This window comes from Leptolinea tardivitalis, assembly GCF_001050275.1.
GTDB classification, from domain to species: domain Bacteria; phylum Chloroflexota; class Anaerolineae; order Anaerolineales; family Anaerolineaceae; genus Leptolinea; species Leptolinea tardivitalis.
Window position 1 is genome coordinate 1 of the sequence record NZ_BBYA01000001.1, and the last position, 19,529, is coordinate 19,529.

The 19,529-nt window shown below is 50.5% G+C and carries 36 protein-coding genes; 35 read left to right on the forward strand and 1 reads right to left on the reverse strand.

Annotated elements, in window-relative coordinates; all coding sequences use genetic code 11:
• The 35 genes from LTAR_RS16775 to mazG form a co-directional block, all read left to right on the forward strand.
• Positions 1–171, forward strand: a 171-nt coding sequence (locus LTAR_RS16775) for an EF-Tu C-terminal domain-related protein (protein ID WP_500778611.1), incomplete at its 5' end; no start/stop codon positions are given.
• 10 nt (positions 172–181) lie between these two features.
• Positions 182–490 carry a 30S ribosomal protein S10 gene (gene rpsJ, locus LTAR_RS00005; protein WP_062420078.1) on the forward strand — a complete coding sequence of 103 codons (309 nt, stop codon included), beginning with the start codon at positions 182–184 and terminating at the stop codon, positions 488–490.
• A gap of 327 nt (positions 491–817) precedes the next feature.
• The gene (rplC, locus tag LTAR_RS00010) at positions 818–1,447 is read left to right on the forward strand and encodes a 50S ribosomal protein L3 (RefSeq protein WP_062420079.1); all 630 of its coding nucleotides are present in this window, start codon (positions 818–820) and stop codon (positions 1,445–1,447) included.
• A 41-nt stretch (positions 1,448–1,488) separates the two neighbouring features.
• Complete coding sequence (rplD, locus tag LTAR_RS00015; RefSeq protein ID WP_062420080.1) at positions 1,489–2,118, forward strand: 50S ribosomal protein L4; 630 nt, start codon at positions 1,489–1,491, stop codon at positions 2,116–2,118.
• Between the two features lie 13 nt (positions 2,119–2,131).
• Positions 2,132–2,434 (forward strand): 50S ribosomal protein L23, encoded by a 303-nt coding sequence (gene rplW / locus LTAR_RS00020; RefSeq protein ID WP_062420081.1) that lies wholly within the window; start codon positions 2,132–2,134, stop codon positions 2,432–2,434.
• Positions 2,434–3,270, forward strand: coding sequence for a 50S ribosomal protein L2 (gene rplB, locus LTAR_RS00025; protein ID WP_062420082.1), 837 nt, complete (start codon positions 2,434–2,436; stop codon positions 3,268–3,270). The genes rplW and rplB overlap by 1 nt, the downstream gene beginning before the upstream one ends.
• Before the next feature lie 32 nt (positions 3,271–3,302).
• Entirely contained in the window at positions 3,303–3,587 is a 285-nt protein-coding gene (rpsS, locus tag LTAR_RS00030; RefSeq protein WP_062420083.1) for a 30S ribosomal protein S19, read from the forward strand.
• Between the two features lie 3 nt (positions 3,588–3,590).
• Positions 3,591–3,935 (forward strand): 50S ribosomal protein L22, encoded by a 345-nt coding sequence (gene rplV, locus LTAR_RS00035; protein WP_062420084.1) that lies wholly within the window; start codon positions 3,591–3,593, stop codon positions 3,933–3,935.
• Between the two features lie 51 nt (positions 3,936–3,986).
• Positions 3,987–4,664 (forward strand): 30S ribosomal protein S3, encoded by a 678-nt coding sequence (rpsC, locus tag LTAR_RS00040; protein ID WP_062420085.1) that lies wholly within the window; start codon positions 3,987–3,989, stop codon positions 4,662–4,664.
• Positions 4,665–4,709: 45 nt separating this feature from the next.
• Positions 4,710–5,138 carry a 50S ribosomal protein L16 gene (rplP, locus tag LTAR_RS00045; protein WP_062420086.1) on the forward strand — a complete coding sequence of 143 codons (429 nt, stop codon included), beginning with the start codon at positions 4,710–4,712 and terminating at the stop codon, positions 5,136–5,138.
• Positions 5,135–5,347 carry a 50S ribosomal protein L29 gene (gene rpmC / locus LTAR_RS00050; RefSeq protein ID WP_062420087.1) on the forward strand — a complete coding sequence of 71 codons (213 nt, stop codon included), beginning with the start codon at positions 5,135–5,137 and terminating at the stop codon, positions 5,345–5,347. The genes rplP and rpmC overlap by 4 nt, the downstream gene beginning before the upstream one ends.
• On the forward strand, positions 5,344–5,616 hold the full coding sequence (gene rpsQ, locus LTAR_RS00055) for a 30S ribosomal protein S17 (RefSeq protein WP_062420088.1): 273 nt from the start codon (positions 5,344–5,346) through the stop codon (positions 5,614–5,616). Before rpmC ends, rpsQ begins: the two co-directional genes overlap by 4 nt.
• Before the next feature lie 3 nt (positions 5,617–5,619).
• Positions 5,620–5,991, forward strand: a complete 372-nt coding sequence (gene rplN, locus LTAR_RS00060; RefSeq protein WP_062420089.1) for a 50S ribosomal protein L14 — start codon at positions 5,620–5,622, stop codon at positions 5,989–5,991.
• Between the two features lie 16 nt (positions 5,992–6,007).
• The gene (gene rplX, locus LTAR_RS00065; RefSeq protein WP_062420090.1) at positions 6,008–6,343 is read left to right on the forward strand and encodes a 50S ribosomal protein L24; all 336 of its coding nucleotides are present in this window, start codon (positions 6,008–6,010) and stop codon (positions 6,341–6,343) included.
• 16 nt (positions 6,344–6,359) lie between these two features.
• The gene (rplE, locus tag LTAR_RS00070; RefSeq protein ID WP_062420091.1) at positions 6,360–6,902 is read left to right on the forward strand and encodes a 50S ribosomal protein L5; all 543 of its coding nucleotides are present in this window, start codon (positions 6,360–6,362) and stop codon (positions 6,900–6,902) included.
• A 1-nt stretch (position 6,903) separates the two neighbouring features.
• The gene (locus LTAR_RS00075) at positions 6,904–7,086 is read left to right on the forward strand and encodes a type Z 30S ribosomal protein S14 (protein ID WP_062420092.1); all 183 of its coding nucleotides are present in this window, start codon (positions 6,904–6,906) and stop codon (positions 7,084–7,086) included.
• 22 nt (positions 7,087–7,108) lie between these two features.
• Entirely contained in the window at positions 7,109–7,525 is a 417-nt protein-coding gene (rpsH, locus tag LTAR_RS00080) for a 30S ribosomal protein S8 (RefSeq protein WP_062420093.1), read from the forward strand.
• A 28-nt stretch (positions 7,526–7,553) separates the two neighbouring features.
• Positions 7,554–8,108 carry a 50S ribosomal protein L6 gene (gene rplF, locus LTAR_RS00085; RefSeq protein WP_062420094.1) on the forward strand — a complete coding sequence of 185 codons (555 nt, stop codon included), beginning with the start codon at positions 7,554–7,556 and terminating at the stop codon, positions 8,106–8,108.
• A gap of 11 nt (positions 8,109–8,119) precedes the next feature.
• Positions 8,120–8,485: a 50S ribosomal protein L18 gene (rplR, locus tag LTAR_RS00090; RefSeq protein WP_062420095.1), complete on the forward strand. Its 366-nt coding sequence runs from the start codon at positions 8,120–8,122 to the stop codon at positions 8,483–8,485.
• 29 nt (positions 8,486–8,514) lie between these two features.
• A complete protein-coding gene (gene rpsE, locus LTAR_RS00095) occupies positions 8,515–9,042 on the forward strand; it encodes a 30S ribosomal protein S5 (protein ID WP_062420096.1) in 528 nt (175 codons plus the stop codon).
• Positions 9,035–9,244 (forward strand): 50S ribosomal protein L30, encoded by a 210-nt coding sequence (gene rpmD / locus LTAR_RS00100; RefSeq protein ID WP_062420097.1) that lies wholly within the window; start codon positions 9,035–9,037, stop codon positions 9,242–9,244. The genes rpsE and rpmD overlap by 8 nt, the downstream gene beginning before the upstream one ends.
• Entirely contained in the window at positions 9,241–9,693 is a 453-nt protein-coding gene (rplO, locus tag LTAR_RS00105; protein WP_062420098.1) for a 50S ribosomal protein L15, read from the forward strand. Before rpmD ends, rplO begins: the two co-directional genes overlap by 4 nt.
• Before the next feature lie 28 nt (positions 9,694–9,721).
• Complete coding sequence (secY, locus tag LTAR_RS00110; RefSeq protein WP_062420099.1) at positions 9,722–11,074, forward strand: preprotein translocase subunit SecY; 1,353 nt, start codon at positions 9,722–9,724, stop codon at positions 11,072–11,074.
• A gap of 8 nt (positions 11,075–11,082) precedes the next feature.
• Entirely contained in the window at positions 11,083–11,736 is a 654-nt protein-coding gene (locus LTAR_RS00115; RefSeq protein WP_062420100.1) for an adenylate kinase, read from the forward strand.
• A 7-nt stretch (positions 11,737–11,743) separates the two neighbouring features.
• On the forward strand, positions 11,744–12,556 hold the full coding sequence (map, locus tag LTAR_RS00120) for a type I methionyl aminopeptidase (RefSeq protein ID WP_081419711.1): 813 nt from the start codon (positions 11,744–11,746) through the stop codon (positions 12,554–12,556).
• A 45-nt stretch (positions 12,557–12,601) separates the two neighbouring features.
• Entirely contained in the window at positions 12,602–12,715 is a 114-nt protein-coding gene (rpmJ, locus tag LTAR_RS16780; protein WP_081419712.1) for a 50S ribosomal protein L36, read from the forward strand.
• Positions 12,716–12,721: 6 nt separating this feature from the next.
• Entirely contained in the window at positions 12,722–13,111 is a 390-nt protein-coding gene (gene rpsM, locus LTAR_RS00125) for a 30S ribosomal protein S13 (protein WP_062420101.1), read from the forward strand.
• A gap of 110 nt (positions 13,112–13,221) precedes the next feature.
• The gene (gene rpsK / locus LTAR_RS00130) at positions 13,222–13,626 is read left to right on the forward strand and encodes a 30S ribosomal protein S11 (RefSeq protein ID WP_062420102.1); all 405 of its coding nucleotides are present in this window, start codon (positions 13,222–13,224) and stop codon (positions 13,624–13,626) included.
• Between the two features lie 23 nt (positions 13,627–13,649).
• Positions 13,650–14,294: a 30S ribosomal protein S4 gene (gene rpsD / locus LTAR_RS00135; protein WP_062420103.1), complete on the forward strand. Its 645-nt coding sequence runs from the start codon at positions 13,650–13,652 to the stop codon at positions 14,292–14,294.
• A 50-nt stretch (positions 14,295–14,344) separates the two neighbouring features.
• Positions 14,345–15,310 carry a DNA-directed RNA polymerase subunit alpha gene (locus LTAR_RS00140; protein ID WP_139044366.1) on the forward strand — a complete coding sequence of 322 codons (966 nt, stop codon included), beginning with the start codon at positions 14,345–14,347 and terminating at the stop codon, positions 15,308–15,310.
• A gap of 6 nt (positions 15,311–15,316) precedes the next feature.
• Entirely contained in the window at positions 15,317–15,694 is a 378-nt protein-coding gene (gene rplQ, locus LTAR_RS00145) for a 50S ribosomal protein L17 (RefSeq protein WP_062420105.1), read from the forward strand.
• Between the two features lie 24 nt (positions 15,695–15,718).
• Entirely contained in the window at positions 15,719–16,477 is a 759-nt protein-coding gene (gene truA, locus LTAR_RS00150) for a tRNA pseudouridine(38-40) synthase TruA (RefSeq protein ID WP_062420106.1), read from the forward strand.
• A gap of 53 nt (positions 16,478–16,530) precedes the next feature.
• The gene (gene rplM / locus LTAR_RS00155) at positions 16,531–16,956 is read left to right on the forward strand and encodes a 50S ribosomal protein L13 (RefSeq protein WP_062420107.1); all 426 of its coding nucleotides are present in this window, start codon (positions 16,531–16,533) and stop codon (positions 16,954–16,956) included.
• A 15-nt stretch (positions 16,957–16,971) separates the two neighbouring features.
• Entirely contained in the window at positions 16,972–17,367 is a 396-nt protein-coding gene (rpsI, locus tag LTAR_RS00160; protein WP_062420108.1) for a 30S ribosomal protein S9, read from the forward strand.
• Between the two features lie 104 nt (positions 17,368–17,471).
• Positions 17,472–18,593, forward strand: a complete 1,122-nt coding sequence (gene mazG / locus LTAR_RS00165) for a nucleoside triphosphate pyrophosphohydrolase (RefSeq protein ID WP_062420109.1) — start codon at positions 17,472–17,474, stop codon at positions 18,591–18,593.
• A gap of 240 nt (positions 18,594–18,833) precedes the next feature.
• On the opposite strand, the gene LTAR_RS00170 is transcribed toward mazG, so the two are convergent.
• Positions 18,834–19,466: an HAD family hydrolase gene (locus LTAR_RS00170; protein WP_062420110.1), complete on the reverse strand. Its 633-nt coding sequence runs from the start codon at positions 19,464–19,466 to the stop codon at positions 18,834–18,836.
• Positions 19,467–19,529 lie beyond the last annotated feature (63 nt).

A 19,529-nucleotide genomic window follows, 5' to 3' on the forward strand; every position in this document is an offset into this window, starting at 1 on the left:
ACCGGTAACATCAAACTGCCGGAAGGTGTTGAAATGGTTATGCCGGGAGACAACGTGAACATGGAAGTGGAACTGATCATTCCGGTTGCGTTGGAACAGGGTTCAAAATTCGCCATTCGCGAAGGCGGTCTGACCGTTGGCGCGGGTGTCATTACCAAGATTCTTGCGTAGGTGTCCCATGATGGCAAAACAAAAAATTCGTATTCGATTGAAGGCGTATGACCACCGCGTTTTGGATCAGTCTGCCAAACGTATTGTGGAAACCGCCGAACGAAGTGGGGCACAGGTAGTTGGACCTGTTCCGCTCCCCACTAAAATTGAACGGTTTACTGTCCGCCGCTCATCGTTTATCGATAAAGATTCCCACGAACATTTTGAGATCCGTACTCACAACCGCATGATTGATGTATTGGAACCTGATTCCAAAACCATTGATATGCTGATGCGGCTCAATCTGCCCGCGGGTGTGGATATCGAAATCAAAATCTAGGACCAGGTAACACCTTTCACCACTCATCCTGATCGAAGCGCAGCGTCTCGTTCCAATAAATGAGATTCTACGCTTCGCTCAGAATGATGGAGTGTGTGAAAGAGAACAACAGCAATAGCCTCGTTACCACTCGAGGACACTGGTATAAAAACCATAAAAGTGGTATACTCGTCACGCTTAAAAAGTGCAGAGGCAAGGTAAGAGCAGGTTTCACCGGTGGTAAAACAAGCCGCCGAAAACAGGCTGACTGTCTTGCGCACGGAGATGATGCAGCCTAGCCCAGGCTGACAGTCTCGTCATGAAATACTAACGAAGGAGAAAATTGAGATGTTGAAAGGGCTCATTGGGAAGAAAATCGGCATGACCCAGATTTTCGATGAGAACGGCGCGGCTGTTCCGGTAACAATCATCGAAGCTGGGCCATGTTTCGTTACCCAGGTGCGCACGCCCGGTAAAGAGGGTTACTCGGCCGTGCAATTGGGTTTTGACGAAGTCAAGCCGAAACGGTTGTCTGGCGGTGAGTTAGGCCACCTCAAAAAGAGCAACATCCCCCCGCTGCGTTTCCTGCGGGAATTCGCAGTCAAAGATCCACAGGTTTCCGTTGGAGATCAGGTTAAGGTAGACCTGTTCACGGCTGGTGATTCTGTGGACGTCATTGGTACAAGCAAAGGCAAGGGCTTCCAGGGTGGTGTCAAACGATATCATTTCCGCGGTGGTCCTGCCACTCATGGTCAATCTGACCGTGAACGTGCCCCTGGTTCACGCAGCTCTGGAACCACGCCAGGTCGTGTATATAAAGGTGCCCGCGGTGCCGGTCATATGGGCAATGACCGTGTAACAGCGCAAAACCTGAAAGTTGTCCTGGTCGACGTTGAACGAAATCTGATCGGCGTACGCGGAGCCGTTCCTGGTTCCCGCAACGGTCTGGTCATGGTCAGGGAGGCGCGGAAACAGTAGGCGTAAATGCCCGCTGATCCCGCACGAGGAGTATAGTGACTATGCAAGTAGATGTCTTGAACATGGAAGGTAAGAAAGTCCGCACGGTTGAATTACCGGCGTCGGTTTTTGAAGCCCCCATCAACCTTGATTTAATGCACCAGGCATTCCAGCGCCAGATGGCCAACGCACGTCTGGGTACTCATCAGACCAAAACCCGCAGCGAAGTTTCGGGCGGCGGTAAAAAACCGTGGCATCAAAAAGGTACCGGTCGCGCCCGTCAGGGTTCGTCTCGATCACCTGTATGGAAGGGCGGCGGCGGAGCTCATACACCCCATCCACATCTCTACACTCAGGCCATGCCTTTGAAAATGCGCCGCGCGGCTGTCCGTTCTGCATTAACTGTTAAAGCACAGGAAGCCAACATTGTTGTGGTTGATGAGCTGAAACTGAATGAACCCAAGACCCGTTTGATGGCCTCTGCCCTCAATAACCTGGTCGGTCAGGCCAGCGCTCTGGTGCTGATCCCTGAAAAGAACGAATCCAGCGAATGGATTGTTCGATCCACAAATAACCTGCCTGATGCAAAAGTCCTGATGGCTGGTTACCTCAATATCCGTGATCTGATGGTCTTTGACAAACTGGTACTGCCCCTGGCAGCCCTGGATGTCATTGCCACAAATCTGGGTTAAGTTGGAGGCTGACATGACAACAATTTATGATGTACTTCGCCGGCCGATTGTTACTGAAAAATCCAACTACCAGGTTGGCAAACTTCACCAGTATGTGTTTGAAGTGGCTCCCGATGCCACCAAAACCGCTGTGAAAGATGCGGTTGAAACCATCTTCAAAGTAACAGTCTTATCGGTGAATGTGGTCAACGCGCCTGCAAAACGCACTCGCCGCGCCCGCAGCCGACGGTTAACTGTTCGCAACAGCGGTTACAAAAAAGCCATCGTGACTTTGCCCGCTGATGCCCGAATCCCTATGTTTGAAGGGGTGGAGTAATGGCTGTTAAAGTTTACAAACCAATCACACCCAGTCTGCGCAATATGACCGGGTATACCTTTGAAGAAATCACCAAGAGCAAACCGGAACGGTCTTTGATCGTTGCCCGTAAAGCCCGCGGCGGTCGCAACAGCTACGGCCGTGTGACAGTCCGGCATCAGGGCGGCGGCAACAAACAATACGTCCGCATTGTGGATTACAAACGCAACAAACTATCCATTCCCGGAACCGTTGCTGCTGTTGAATATGATCCAAACCGCACAGCACGTCTGGCATTGATCGTTTATGCCGATGGTGAAAAACGCTATATTGTCGCTCCTCTCGGTTTGAAAGTCGGCGACACCATTCTGGCCGGACCTCAAGCTGAAATCCGTAATGGAAACAGCCTGCCCATTTCCAATATTCCGGTCGGTACATTGGTTCATAATATCGAGCTCAAACCTGGAAAAGGCGGTCAGCTTGTTCGTTCCGCCGGTTCTGCTGCCCAGTTGCTGGCAAAAGAGGGTGATTATGCCCAGATCCGTCTGCCCTCTGGTGAAGTCCGCCTGGTATTACAGGTGTGCTATGCCACCATCGGTCAGGTGGGCAATGTAGACCACAGTAATGTGAAACTGGGTAAAGCTGGACGCAAACGCCACATGGGTATCCGCCCGACAGTTCGTGGAACGGCCATGTCTCCGCGAGACCATCCGCATGGTGGTGGTGAAGGCCGCCAGCCAGCCGGTATGCCAAGCCCCAAGAGCCCCTGGGGTCGTCCTACCCGCGGTTATAAGACCCGCCGCAACAAGGTTACCGATCAATTTATCGTTCGCCGCCGCACAGCGGGCAACCGTTAAGCCGAGATTAAGCGAGAAAGAGGGACGCACTTATGTCACGATCGCTGAAAAAAGGGCCATTCATTGAGCCCAAACTTCTGAAAAAAATCGAAATCATGAACACCAAGGGCGAGAAGAAAGTCATTCGCACCTGGAGCCGGGCCAGCACCATCTTCCCCCAGATGGTCGGTCACACTATCGCCGTTCATGACGGCCGGCGCCATGTTCCGATTTATGTTACTGAAAACATGGTTGGTCATAAACTGGGCGAATTCGCCCCGACCCGCCACTTCCGCGGCCATCTCTCTGAGAAAGCTACGGGAAAGGTTGTTAAGTAAGCCATGGCAACAGATATCAAAGCACGATTATCAAATTCATCCGTCTCTGCCCAGAAAGCTCGTCTGGTTATAGACCTGGTGAGAGGGAAACCGGCTGTTCAGGCATTAAATACGCTGCGGTTTCTGACCAGCAGTGCCGCTGCACCGGTTTACAAAGTACTGGCATCTGCTGTTGCCAATGCCGAAGAAAACTTCGGTGTAAGCCGCGATGATCTGGTTGTTTATCGCATCACGGCAGATGAAGCCCCCACTCGTAAGTGGCGGCGCTTCGGAGCCCGCGGCCGCTTCAAACCGGTACTGCGCCGTTCCTCTCATATCACAGTTGTCCTGCGGGAGCGCGCCTCATAGCGCCGCCGCTCGAGAACGAGAGCAGATTAAAGGATTAGACCAGGAGAGAATATGGGTCGTAAAGTTCATCCGATTGGATTTCGTCTAAATATCAATCAGCCCTGGGAAGGCCGCTGGTTCGCTGAAGGTGCCGAATACCGCACACAATTGCACCAGGATTTCGCCATCCGGGAAATGATCCGAAAAGCTACTGAAAAAGCCGGTGTTTCACACGTAGAGGTGGAACGGTTCCCCGGTAAAGTGAAGGTTGTGGTTCACACAGCCAAACCTGGTATTTTGATCGGCCGCAAAGGCGACAGTGTGAAAAAGATCCGCCAGGACCTTGAAGCACTGACAGGCAAGAAAATCGATCTTGAGATCAAAGAGATCAAGAGTCCCGATATGGATGCCTATCTTGTCGCTATGAATATTGCCGGTCAGATCGAGCGTCGTGTTAGTTACCGCCGCGCCATGAAACGAGCCCTTCAACAGGCCATTCGCCAGGGCGCGCAGGGTATCAAGATCGAAGTGGCTGGCCGTCTGAGTGGTGCTGAAATGGCACGCAGCGTCTGGCTTCGCGAAGGTCGTGTTCCTCTGCAGACTTTACGCGCCAATATGGACTTCGCCCGCGGCGAAGCCCTCACCCAGTACGGACGCATCGGCGTCAAGGTATGGGTCTATAAAGGTGAAGTTCTTCCACAGGTGGAAGAAAAAGTCGAATCCACCGAAGGCGTTTACGTCAGCGAGTAAATTATTGCCGGGGTCACGAACCCGGATTGAAGAGAGGTGCCAACTATGTTAATGCCAAAGCGTGTCAAATGGCGCAAGCAGATGCGCGGCCGCATGCGCGGGAAAGCGTTGCGAGGAGCAGAAATCCTTTCCGGCGAGTACGGTTTGCAGGCGCTGGAACCGGGTTGGGTAACCGCCCGCCAGATCGAAGCTGCCCGTCGTGCCATTGTCCACAACATGAAGCGCCGTGGTAAAGTCTGGATCCGGATCTTCCCGGATAAACCATACACCCACCGCCCACCCGAAACTCGTATGGGTAAGGGTAAAGGAAATGTTGAATACTGGGTGGCTGTTGTTCGCCCCGGTCGAATTATGTTCGAAGTCGGCGGACTTCCCAGCGATCAGGCTATTGAAGCCTTGACCCAGGCAACCTACAAATTTTCCATCAAGACCAAGGTTATTGGCCGTCAGGATGGAAAGGGAGATCAGGCATGAAAAACTCAGAAATCCGCCTGCTATCTACTGAAGAATTGCGAACAAAATTACAGGATGCCCGCCAGGAAGTCATGAATCTGCGGTTCCAGGTTGTCACCGGTCAATTGACCGATACATCTCGAATCCCGATCACCCGCCGGATGATTGCCCGGTATGAAACACTTCTGCGGGAGCGGGAATTGGCCCCTGCAAAGGAAGGTGACAAATGAACGAGCGCCGTCGCTTGGCTGGTGTAGTAACCAGCAATAAGATGATGAAAACCGTTGTGGTTGAAATCACCCGTACCTACCGGCACCCGATTTACAAGAAAGTCGTTCATTCGAGCAAAAGTGTCAAAGCTCATGACGAACTAGGCTGCGAAATTGGCGATCAGGTACAGATTGTGGAAACCCGACCGTTATCCAAAGAAAAACGCTGGGCTGTCGAAACAATTCTAAAGAAAGTTTCGGCTCCGGTGGAGACGGCAAAGGGAGAGTAGACCATGATCCAACAAGAATCTCGTCTCAAAGTTGCCGATAACACGGGCGCCCGCGAATTGCTGGTTATCCATGTGGAAGGTGGTTCCCGCCGCAAATATGGTGCCGTGGGCGATATCGTCATCGCTACTGTGAAGACCGCCGCTCCACAGGGCTCTGTCAAGAAAAGCGACGTTGTCAAAGCTGTCATCGTTCGCTGCTCAAAAGAATGGCGCCGCGAAGATGGATCTTCTATCCGCTTTGATGATAATGCCGCCGTAATTTTGGACACCGATGGTCAGAATCCCAAAGGTACCCGTATCTTCGGACCTGTAGCCCGCGAGCTGCGTGAAAAAGGTTTTATGAAGATCATATCCCTGGCTCCGGAAGTAATTTAGGGATAGGAGCAGAAACATGAATGTAAAGATTCGAAAAGGTGATCTTGTAGAAATAATCACAGGGCGTGATGAAGACCGTAATAAACGCGGCGAAATCATCAAAGTATTCCCTGATGAACATCGTGTCATCGTTCAGGGTATCAACATGCGCACCAAGCACCAGAAACAGGTGCAAACCCAGGGCCGCACCATCAAACCGGGCAAGGTACGCTTTGAAGCACCCATCGACATTTCAAACGTCATGCTGGTTTGCCCCAAGTGCAGCAAGACCACACGTGTTGGTCTCGTGCGCGAAGCAGAAAAAACCCAGCGGGTATGCAAGAAATGCGATGCCCTGATTGATGAGAAATAGACAGGGAGAGCAATCGATGAACCAACTTAAAGAACGCTATCAAAAAGAAATCGTGCCCTCCTTGATGAAGTCATTGGAGCTGGACAATATCATGCAGGTTCCCCGGCTGCAGAAAGTTGTTGTCAACATCGGTATGGGTGAAGCCAACGACAATCCGAAAGCTCTGGATTCAGCCGTGACAGACCTGAGCACCATTACCGGTCAGAAACCTGTCATCACTAAAGCCCGGAAATCCATCTCCAACTTTAAACTTCGTGAAGGACGGGCAATCGGTGTGAAAGTTACACTGCGTGGTGAACGCATGTGGTCTTTCGTTGACCGTTTGATGAATGTTGTCCTGCCCCGTGTTCGCGACTTTCGCGGTGTTTCCGCCGATGCTTTTGACGGCCGTGGAAATTACACACTGGGTCTGCGCGAACAGTTGATCTTCCCTGAAATTGAATACGACAAGATCGACAAGGTTCGGGGTATGGAAATTACCATGGTTACTACGGCAGCCAATGACGAACAGGCGGCATCTTTGCTGCGCGAACTCGGCATGCCTTTCAGGAAGGGTTAATATGGCAAAGACTTGCATGACTTACCGTGAACAACGGCGAAAATATGCCAACATGGTGCGCAATCGCTGCCAAAAGTGCGGTCGACCGCGTGGTTATATCCGCCGCTTTGGATTGTGCCGTATTTGCTTCCGCGAATTAGCGCTGGAAGGAAAAATCCCCGGCGTGGTGAAGTCGTCCTGGTAGGCGGCGTGGAAGGAGACCTATAATGAGTGTTAATGATCCTATCTCCGATATGCTGACCCGCATCCGCAATGGCGTGATGATCGGCCAGGCAACCGTGGCCATGCCGCGAACCAGAATCAAAGCTGAAATCGCTCGTATTCTTAAAGAAGAAGGCTACATCGAAGGATACGAAGAAGTCGAATCAGAAGATAATGGCAAGCAGGCTGTACTGCGTGTGAAATTAAAATATGTGGGCGAACGCCGTTCACGCAAACCGGTTATCACCGGTCTGGAACGTGTCAGCCGCCCCGGCCGCCGGGTATATACCCAGAAACAAGATATTCCCTGGGTACTCTCTGGCATGGGCATTTCGATCTTATCCACCCCGAAAGGGATCATGACCGGGCAGCGCGCCCGCCAGCTTGGTGTCGGCGGCGAAATCCTGTGCAAGGTCTGGTAGTCATCAAGGGAATCAGGAGGTAAATACTGTGTCTCGAATTGGTTTGACGCCAGTCGCCGTCCCCGCCGGTGTGCAGGTTGATATCAAGGGCTCCAGCGTGAGCATCAAAGGACCCAAAGGTGAGATGTCTCGCACATTCTCACCGACCTTGAACATCAAACTGGACAATGGTCAGGTTATCGTGGAACGCACATCCGATGTGGCCAATGTGCGCGCCCTCCACGGGACGACACGGGCATTAATTCAAAATATGGTCACGGGTGTAAGCACCGGATTTACCAAGATTTTGGAAATAGACGGCGTGGGTTATCGCGCTGAAATGAATGGAAAAAATCTTGTATTATTCCTGGGCTTCTCTCACCCAATCGAACTCACCCCGCCGGAAGGTATCACATACGATGTTGATACCAAAGTCCGCCAGATCAAAGTGATGGGACAGGATCCCGAATTAATCGGTCAGATTTCTGCTGATATTCGGAAAATCCGCCCACCGGAGCCCTACAAAGGCAAAGGTATTCACTATCTGGGTGAAAAGATCCGCCGCAAGGCTGGAAAATCTGGCAAAGCCAAAGGCAAGAAGTAAAGGTACTGGATATGGCGAAAACATCACGTTCTGAAGCGCGAATCCGCCGACATGATCGGGTTCGCAAGAATATTACCGGAACTCCTGAGCGTCCGCGCCTGGCAATTTTCCGCAGCACAGCGGAAATTTATGCCCAGGTAATAGATGATGCAGCAGGAACCACCCTCGCCAGCGCTTCCAGCGTTGACCGTGAACTGCGTGCCGCTGCTGCCAAGATCACCAAAACCGAACAGGCGAAATTGATCGGCAAAGCTGTGGCTGAACGTGCCAAGAGCAAGGGCATTGATAAGGTCGTCTTTGACCGCGGTGGTTTCCGATACATGGGCCGTGTCAAAGCTTTGGCTGATGCTGCCCGCGAAGCCGGGCTGGAATTCTAGCCAGAGAAAGCGATGATTGAGGGCTGATTATGGAACAAGAGTATCAACCATTAGAACAACAATTTGACGAGCGCGTTATCGAGATTGCCCGTGTAGCCAAAGTTGTAAAAGGCGGCCGCCGGTTTTCCTTCCGTGTTACGGTTGTGGCCGGAGACAATAAGGGCAAAATCGGCCTGGGTGTTGGCAAGGCGAACGCTGTTCCCGATGCCATGCGCAAAGCCACAGAACATGCTCACAAGAGTATGCGCCAGATGAACCTTTCTGGCACCACTATTCCCCATGAAGTTCTCGGGCGAGTGGCTGGAGCCAGAGTTCTGCTAAAACCGGCTTCACCCGGTACAGGCGTTATCGCTGGCGGCGGCGTCCGCGCCGTACTTGAATCTGCAGGTATTCATGATATTTTGACCAAATCTCTGGGCAGTGCCAATGTGCTGAACGTCGTTCAGGCTACATTTGACGCCCTGGAACAGTTGAAATCACCGGCGGAAGAATCTGCCCATCGAGGAAAACCTGTGAAAGAGTTACAACCTTTCTGGGAGCGGAGGAAGAATGACTAAGAAAGCCGCACCTGAAAAGAAAGTCCGTGTAACCCTGGTTCGCAGTGTCATCGGCTCTACTGAACGCACCCGTGCGACAGTAAAAGCCCTGGGACTGCACCGGTTGCATCAGACTGTGGAACACATTGATACCCCCGTACTTCGCGGTATGATGGCAAAAGTGAGCCATCTTATCGAGGTGGAAGAGCAGGTAGAGAAATGAAACTGAACGATTTACGACCAAACGATGGTGCGAAACAGGATCGCAAGCGTGTTGGGCGCGGTATCTCCGCCGGTCAGGGTAAAACCTCCGGCCGTGGTACTAAGGGTCAGGGTGCACGCCGCGGTGAAGGTGGTAATCTTTACCGTCAGGGTGGTAACCTGCCTTTCTACCGCCGCTTGCCGTTCATTCGTGGTGAAGGCTTCACTCCACCAAATCAAATCAACTACACCGAGATCAATCTGGATCAGCTCGCCCGCTTTGAAAAAGGCGCCGAGATCAATCCAGAGGTTCTGGCTCAGGCTAATCTCCTGCACAGTGCTGGAGAACCTGTAGTTATCCTCGGCCGTGGTGAGGTCAGCGTAGCTTTGAAAGTCCGTGTTCATCGGATTAGCAAAACCGCCCGTGAAAAAATCGAAAAAGCCGGTGGCAGTGTGGAATTGATTGCCTGATGGCAATGGCCACCGAAGGAGAATCTGAATGAAGCGGTCAGCCTGGCGTTACTTATGGATGTCTGAGGACATTCGCAAGAAGCTCCTTATCACAGTGGGGCTGTTGATCTTATATCGTCTACTGTCAAATATACCCGTACCGGGTATTGACCGTGAGGTCATCCGCTCCCTGGCACAGCAAAAGGGAGCAGCCGGAAACCTGATCAATCTGCTTGATCTGCTTTCTGGCGGTACCGTTTCGAATTTCTCCATTCTGGCGATGGGGGTCTATCCCTACATTACAGCTCAGATTATTCTGCAGCTTCTTGTCCCCATCATCCCTGCACTCGAGCGCCGGTTAAAAGACAACCCGCGTGAAGGTCAGGCCTGGATGGAAAAATGGACTGTCATTCTGACCATTCCGATGGCGGCACTTTCTGCCATCGGCCAGATCAATATTTTCAACTCGATGTTAGGCAGCGGTGTTTCTGTGCTGAAAAACTACGGTTTTACCGGTGCAGCTCTCATCCCTACTCTGACAACCCTGTTGAGTATGATTGCCGGTACCATGATCGGTATCTGGCTTGGTCAGTTGATTTCTGAATATGGTATTCCAAACCAGGGTCTTTCCTTGATTATCTTTGCCGGTATTGTTTCACGTATGCCGACAAATCTGGGAAGAGTTCTGGCTGATAAAACCAACGGCTGGTGGATGCTCATTGTCATCATCGCCATCCTTCTGCTGACTATCTTTGCTATCGTTTACGTTCAGCAAGGCCGTCGCAATGTTCCGGTACTTTTCCCGGGACGCCGCATTGGAAACCGCATGTCAATGCCAGTAACCAGCAAGCTGCCTCTCATGGTCAACATGGCTGGCATGATCCCTTTGATCTTTGCCCAGTCCATTTTGACCTTCCCGGCGATTGTCTCTTCATATTTCATGAGTGAGAAAACCGTTGAATGGCTGCGTAATTTTGCCACCGGTGTTTATCACACCTTTGGCGGCGGCAATGCCTGGTATGCCGTTCTGTATTTCATCATGGTTGTTCTGTTCACCTTCTTCTACACCGATGTGCTGTTCACACAACAAAACTATGGTGAAAACTTGAAGAAACAGGGTGCCCAGATTCCTGGTGTTGTTCGTGGAGCCCCCACGCAGAAATATCTTAACAAAGTTCAAAGGCGCATCACCTTGCCGGGTGCAGTTTTCCTTGGCCTCGTCGCTGTGCTGCCGTACATTGTTGGATCCATTCTGCCTTCTGGTGCCGCCTCATCATCTGGATTGCTGCTGGTGTCATCTGCGGGTTTGCTGATCGTTGTAGGTGTCGTTCGTGATACCTTCACCATCATCGAAACCGAACTCAAAGTACATGGCTACGATGAAAGCCTGATCAAGGGATAGGTAAGAAGATGCCATCATATGTCGTTTTGCTTGGCCCTCCCGGGGCTGGAAAAGGAACTCAGGCTGAGTTGATCTCTGAGAAACTCGGACTGGCTCATATCTCATCTGGTGATATATTTCGCGAGAACCTTAAGAATCAGACAGAACTCGGCCAAAAAGCCCAGGTTTTTATGAACCGGGGCGAACTGGTGCCTGATGATCTGACTATTGAGATGATCAAAGATCGCCTGCAACGCGATGACTGCAAAGCCGGTGCGCTGTTGGATGGTTTCCCCCGCACCCCTGCACAAGCGGAAGCACTGGGAAAGATGCTTTCCACGTGGAATGGAAAAGTGGAATGCGTTCCTTACATCTCTGTGCCCCCGGAAGAACTCATTGGACGCCTGAGTGGACGCTGGACCTGCAAAGCGCAGGGTCATGTGTACCATGAGAAGTTCAACCCGCCGAAAGTTGCTGGAAAATGCGATGTGGATGGCTCAGAACTTTATCAGCGTGAAGATGACCAGGCTGCTACTGTAGAGCGGCGTATCCGTGTGTATCTTGAACAAACCACTCCACTGATTGATTACTATCGGAAACAAGGCGTTTTAGCGGAAGTCGATGGGACATTGCCTATTGACCAGGTTACTACGTTATTGTTGAAAGCAATAAAAAAGGGTTAATAACATCATGACTTGGGATCGGATCATCACAGTAAAAACCTCCGAAGAACTTGCCATTATGCGGCAAGCCGGACGGATTAATGCCGAAGCGCTTGCGGCTGCTCGCGCGGCCATCCGTCCCGGAGCAACGACAGCCGATCTCAATGCTGCCGCTGAAGATGTATTAAAGAAATATGGCTGTTATTCTCCCTTTTTGAATTACCCTGGACCATACCCTTACCCGGCGAGCACCAATGTAAGCCTTAATGAAGAATTGGTGCACGGCATCCCTGGAAGTCGGAAATTGAAAGAAGGGGATATTGTTTCGGTTGATTGCGGCACTGTATTTGAAGGCTGGGTTGCCGATGCCGCATTCACCGCCGGTGTGGGTGAAATTTCTGCGCAGGCACAGAAGATTATCGACGTGACCCGTGAAGCCCTGCGGATTGGAATTTCAAAAATGGTAGCCGGAAATACCACCGGCGACATTGGGTATGCGATTGAGAAATATGTTCGCAGCCAGGGAATGCATGTAACACACACCTATACCGGGCACGGAGTCGGACGGCGTATGCATGAAGGCCCGCAGGCTCCCAATTATGGGAGACCGCATCAGGGCATGCAGCTCCGCAACGGTATGACCATTGCTCTGGAGCCCATGGTGTTGATCGGTACGTCCGAAACCCGTGTAATGCCGGATGAATGGACTGTTGTTTCCGCCGACAGGTCGCTGACGGCACATTTTGAACACACCACAGCCATAACGCCAAATGGACCAGTGGTACTCACTGTGCTTGAAAGTGATCCTGACTATGGACTCGATACGACAAAGCAGTTATAATCATCGCTTTGTCGTCAACTTTGCAATTATTAGAAGGAGTTTTTGATGAAAGTCACGACATCAATTGGCAAAAGATGCGCAAAATGCAAAATCGTTCGTCGAAAAGGCATTTTGTTTGTAATCTGCGAAAACCCAAAGCACAAGCAGCGTCAGGGGTAAGAGACCATGGCAAGAATTGAAGGTGTTGATCTCCCACGTAACAAACGAATTGAAACCGGTTTGACCTACATTTATGGTATTGGCCCGACTCGTGCAAAAAAGATTCTGGCTGAAACCAAAGTCAATCCGGATATTCGCGTTAAAGATATTACTGAAGCTGATCTCGCATTACTGCGCGAATATATCGCCAAGAACTATAAAGTTGAAGGCGATCTCCGCCGCGAAGTACAGATGAGCATCAAGCGGTTGATTGAAATTGGCTGCTACCGCGGCCTGCGTCACCGCCGCAATCTGCCTCTCCGTGGGCAGAGAACCCGCACAAATGCCCGCACACGCAAGGGTCCAAAGAAGACTGTTGCCGGTCGCGGTCGCCGTCGCGGAGCCACCAAGAAGTAATTCGCAGCGGATTGAGTTCGGGTTGGGGAGCCTTCCTCCCCGCGGCTGCTCGGACAAGACCAATGCGTTACTGAGAAAAGATTTTTTTGAGAAGAATGTAGCGAGGGATTATGGCACAAAACGTACGCTCAACGCGTCGAACATCGACTTCGCGCAAAGCAAAGCGATCTCTGTCTTCCGGACAGGTTCATGTCTTTGCTTCCTTCAATAACACGATCGTGACCGTAACAGACACACAGGGTAACACCGTCTGTTGGGGAAGCTCAGGGTCAGCCGGTTTCAAAGGCTCCCGCAAGAGCACTCCCTTTGCGGCACGTCTGGCTGCCGAGCAGGCTATCAAAGCCGCTCAGTCAATGGGCATCCAGGAAGTGGATTTGATTGTAAAGGGACCTGGTCCCGGTCGCGAGTCTGCTATTCGGGCTGTACAGTCTATGGGACTAAAAGTTCGATCTATTGCAGATATTACTCCGGTACCACACAATGGTTGCCGGCCGCCGAAGAAACGCCGCGTGTAATTTAAATAGAGGACGACAAAACAATGGCTAAATATATTGGGCCGGTTTGTAAACTCTGCCGGCGTGAAGGTGAAAAAATGTTCTTAAAAGGGGCGCGCTGCTTTACCCCCAAGTGCGCCTTTGAAAAACGTGGGTTTGCGCCCGGTCAACACGGACGCACAGGCCAGGGCCGGAGCGGCAGCGAACGTGCATCTGACTATGCACGCCAGCTTCGCGCCAAACAAAAAGCCCGCCGCGTTTATGGTGTTTTCGAACGCCAGTTCCGCCGCTTTTACGGCATGGCTTTGAAACATCGTGGTTTGACAGGTCTCAACCTGCTCCAGAATTTGGAAATGCGGTTCGATAATATTGTCTACCGCTTTGGTCTGGCCGAGAACCGTGCGCAGGCCCGTCAGTTGGTGACCCACGGTCACTTCTGCGTAAACGGCATTCGCACCGATATCCCCTCAATGCTTCTGCGCCCCGGTGATGTTATTACCGTTCGCAAAGGCTCAGAGAAAACCACCTACTTCAAAGAAATGGTGGATGTGGCCGAAAAACGGAATTGCGCTGTTTGGCTTGATCGGGACCTTAAAAACCTGACCGGCAAAGTTGTCCGCGTTCCTGAACGTGCAGAAATCGACGGCAACTTGAACGAACAGCTCATCGTCGAGTACTATTCGCGCTAATACCGTTGATCGGTGTGCGGGACTAAAAGGTACACCGAGAAGAGGAAAACGTGACTACACTCTTAAACATGGTTACACCCAAAGTCGAGCGAGAAGCAGATGCTCGAAACTATGGCAAATTCGTAATCAGTCCGCTGGAACATGGATATGGCGTAACCCTTGGCAATGCACTTCGCCGGGTAATGCTGTCTTCCCTTTCCGGAGCGGCGATCACATCCATCCGTATTGCGGATGTATTGCATGAGTTCAGTGATATCCCGGGTGTTCGTGAAGATGTCATTCAGGTGACCCTGCAGATCAAACAAATCCGTCTGATCATGAATGACGTTGAAACCGCTCATCTTCGCCTGGATATTCGCGGTGAAGGACAGGTTACCGCAGCCGATATTATCGCACCGCCGGAAGTTGAAATTGTCAACCCTGATCTGTATCTTTTCACTGTGGATGACCCCAAGACGAAACTGGAAATAGACATGACTGTTGAACGCGGTCGTGGATATTCTCCAGCCAATGAACGCACCACACATTTGCCCATCGGTGAACTTCCGGTGGATGCCATTTTCTCGCCCGTGAAACGTGTCAATTGGACGGTTTCATCGGCCCGTGTGATGCAGAGCACCAACTACGATAAACTGAACCTTGAAATCTGGACTGATGGCACCATCAAACCGGAAGAGGCTCTGGGGACCGCGTCAAAAATTCTTATCGAACATTTACGCCTGGTATCTGGTGTCTCTGAAGAAGTCAGTGTAATGGGTGTTGAAAAAGAAGTAAGCGGCAGCCGGTTAACCAGTGAAGCAGCCGAAACCCCAATCGAAAACCTTGATCTTTCGGTGCGTGTATTCAATTCGTTGAAACGCACCGGAATTACCACGGTCGGCGATGTGCTGGATCTGCTGGAAAAAGGCGAAGAAGCGGTGATGTCCATCCGCAACTTCGGCGAAAAGAGCCTGGATGAGCTGCGCGAAAAGATGCAGGAAAAGAACTACCTGCCTCAAGATAAAGATGTGGAGTGATCAAATATGCGACATCAGGTAGCAGGATTTCATTTAGGTCGTAATCGCGATTCTCGTGCGAGCCTTCGCCGCACGTTGATCAACCAGCTCTTTACTCACGAGCGTATCGAAACCACTCACACGAAAGCCCTCGCAATTCGTGGAGATGCAGAACGCTTGATTACCCTTGCCAAGAACAGCAGCGAAGCCAGCGACATTGACAAAGTCAACGCGCGTCGTCAGGCTGCTGCCCAACTGGGTAATGCGGAGATCGTAAAGAAGCTGTTTGATGATATCGCCCCGCGTTTCAAAACCCGTTCCGGCGGATATACGCGGATGGTAAAAACTGGACCACGCCTCGGTGATGCAGCAGAAATGGTGATCATCGAACTGGTCGAAGGTTAATCTTTCCGGGAATTCCGGAAAGGCATGGAACGTTACCAACTGATTCTTGCCTACGATGGAACGCTCTTCTCTGGCTATCAACGTCAGGGAAAGCAGCGAACGGTTCAACTCGTACTGGAAGAAGCCTTACGGCAATTGAACTGGCAGGAGCACAGCACTATTTGTGCCGGTAGAACGGATACAGGAGTGCATGCCACAGGACAGGTGATTTCATTTGGTTTGAAATGGAATCACAGTCTGGAAGACTTACGGAATGCTCTAAATGCCAGATTGCCCGAAGACATATCTGTATTGGATGTGAAGGTGGCAGATGCGGAGTTTCATCCCCGCTTTGATGCACTGTCTCGAACATATCAATACCGGATTTACTTCTCCCAGGCGAGAAATCCGTTGAAAAATCGAACCGCCTGGCGGATTTGGCCTGAAGTAGAGATCAAGCGGTTACAGGAAGCAGCCCCGTGCTTCCTTGGAACTCATGATTTCTCTTCCTTCGGCGCTCCCATGAAACCGGGTGCATCCACAATTCGAGACGTTCGAACAAGCGAATGGCAATTCGATCCAAACGGTGACTTGATATATCAGGTCACGGCGAATGCTTTTTTGTATCATATGATACGAAGAATCGTCTGGCAGCAGGTATTGTATGCCACAGATCGAATAACCCTTCAGGAACTTCAGAATGGCATTGAGAAGGCTGCTCCTCTTCCACCTGGAATGGCGCCGGCCAATGGCTTAACTCTTGTGGAGGTGGAATACCCGAACAAGCAAGGCAAGGATCGTTAGCAATCATCAAAAATTTGGTTTTTGCAGCAATTCGATGGAATGGAGAGGATGCAGTGGATAAAACCTACGTCCCAAAAGGAAAACAAGAAGGTGAATGGTGGATTGTTGATGCCAACGAGCAGATTCTCGGCCGCGTGGCAACACATATCGCTATGATCCTGATGGGTAAAACCAAGCCTACATACACCCCTGGCGTTGACACAGGCGATTATGTTATCGTTTTGAATGCCAGCAAAGTTGCCGTCACGGGAAAACGCATGACGGACAAAATTTACTACGGCCATTCCGGTTATCCGGGTGGTTTGAAGTCCATCAGCCTCAAAGAACAGTTGAAAGTTCACCCTGACCGTGTGATCGAATCGGCCGTATGGGGTATGCTTCCCCACAATAAATGGGGACGCAAGTTGATGAAGAAATTGAAAGTCTATGGCGGGAATGAGCATCCCCATGCTGCTCAGAACCCGAAATTAGTAGCCTAAAGGAGCACGGGAATTATGGCATCAACTTATTTTGAGGGTGTCGGACGGCGAAAAGAAAGCTCAGCACGTGTGCGTGTTGCCAGCGGCGCCGGTGTTTTCACCGTAAATGAAAAACCCGCTGAAGCCTATTTCACCCGGTATGGTGATCTTCAGGAAATTCTGGGGCCTGTACAGGCAGCCAATATGAACCAGAGTACCCTTGATATTACCATTGTGGTAAATGGCGGCGGCGTCACCGGACAGACCGATGCTGCCAAACTTGGATTGGCCCGCGCCTTGCAAAAAATGGATCCGGAAACCAATCCGGCTCTGCGCAAAGCCGGCTACCTGACGCGGGATGCCCGGATCAAGGAACGCAAAAAACCAGGCCTCAAACGCGCCCGCAAGGCACCTACCTACACAAAACGTTAGAATTGCTGTGCGGAATGTATTCCGCCAGACGATGTCTATTACAACGGGTTTTCCGGAGTATGGTTTACTCCGGAAAACTTTGTTGCATTAACAGGTGATTTAATATGAACGCTGAATCTCTTGCCTCATCCATAACACATCTCTATTCAACACTCGGGTTGGAGAGCACCCAGCCAGTTTCGATCATACCGGGTGGCCTGCTTCTGGGAAAACACCATCCACTCCATAACCCGTCTCATCCATTGTTGATCACTGGCATTTCGGATACGAATCAATGCAGTGAGATTTATTCCATCCTTTCCTGTGTCTATCCCGATGATCAGACTGTGAAAATCGTTTTTGAGCAGGCCGGTACCACTTCTTCTTGTACTGAGCTGCTTTTGGCTGACCTGAAAAAGGGGCTGGAGATCAAGGATGCATCTCTTGTAAACCTGTTGGTGATGCCATTATCGAAAGACAATGCCTTTGAGGAATTTCAAGAGATTATTGCCCATTTACGGGCACCCAATGGTTGTCCATGGGATCGTGAACAAACACATTTAAGTCTTCGGAATAATCTACTGGAAGAAACCTATGAAACTCTGGAAACCATAGACCGCAATGATATTGCTGGAATGCAGGAAGAATTTGGTGATTTGCTTTTGCAGATCGTCTTGCATGCTCAAATTGCTGCCGAAGCCGGTGAGTTCCGCATGGAAGATGTTGTGTCTGGAATATACCGCAAGATTGTACGGCGGCATCCACACGTTTTTAGCGGTACAGAAGTCACCGGGGTAGGAAATGTTTTACAGAATTGGGAAAAACTCAAACAACAGGAACGGGCGGATAAAGGGGTACCGGAAAAAGGTCTGTTGGATGGTGTGCCTGTAATATTGCCTTCACTTACACAAGCCCAGGAACTGCAAGACAGGGCAGCCCGGGTTGGTTTCGACTGGCCGTCCATTGAACCGGTCTGGGATAAGGTGATGGAAGAATTGGATGAAGTAAAGAAAGCCACATCACCGGAAGAAGTGGAAAAGGAATTAGGAGATCTACTATTCGCCGTGGTTAATCTGATCCGCTGGTACAAAGTAGATTCTGAAAGTGCTTTGCGCGGAACCAACCAGAAGTTCCGTCGGCGGTTCAAACACATTGAAAAAAGCGCCAGAAAAATAGGACGGGATTTACCATCCATGTCATTGGATGAGATGGACGAGTATTGGAACGAAGCCAAGAGATTTGAATGAAATCTATTGCGAATATTCTGCAGGGTAGAAGCAGATGGTGCGCTTCTATGAATGCGTAAAGGTCATTTCTCCATCTGCCTTTTCCGGTAGATGGAGTCTGGGATATGTCATCGGTAGAAGCAACCGGAGCAGGGTTGTGAATTTCGGATGATTGTATGCCGGTTGCTTCTACCCTACAAAATGTACAGGGAACCTATTTGTTGGAATAAGAATACAGGCATGTAACATGGTATGACTTCGTCAGGCGAGGAATATACCGTGTTCGGCCAAATCAGATTTCAATTGCACCGCCGATTTGAAAAGAATGGTTTGAAACCCTAAATCCCTGGCGGCATCTATATTCGGTTTATGGTCATCAATAAAAATACAATCACCTGCAGCGCGGCTGGTGCGTTGAAGTAGAATGCCGAAAATTTCAGGCCCTGGCTTAATACACTTCACCAGACCTGAAATGACCATATCATCAAACAGGTCAAAGAAAGGATACTTTTTTCGGACCTGTGTAAATTTCTCAAAGGACCAATTACTCAAACCAAAAAGCGGATAATTCTGTTCCTTAAGGGACGTTAAAATATCAACTACCGGCTGATTGCATCCGCGAACAGTTTCGAGATAACGTTCATCATAGGCATGGATCAAATCTGCATATTGAGGAAATCGGTCTGACAACATGGCAACACCCTCAACATACGGTCTGCCACGGTCAAATTCCTCGTTCCATTCGAAAAAACCAACCTCGGAGAGAAATTTATCCACTGCCACCGGATCATTGTCCATTAATTTATCGAATAAATAATGTGGATTCCAATCCATCAAAACACCGCCAAAATCAAAAACGATGGCGGGCGCTGCTTGTGTTATCACATGTGTCATCGATTCAATTCCTGTCTGTAAAAAATGTCGAATCGAATTCTACCCCGGGAAACTGCCTGCGGC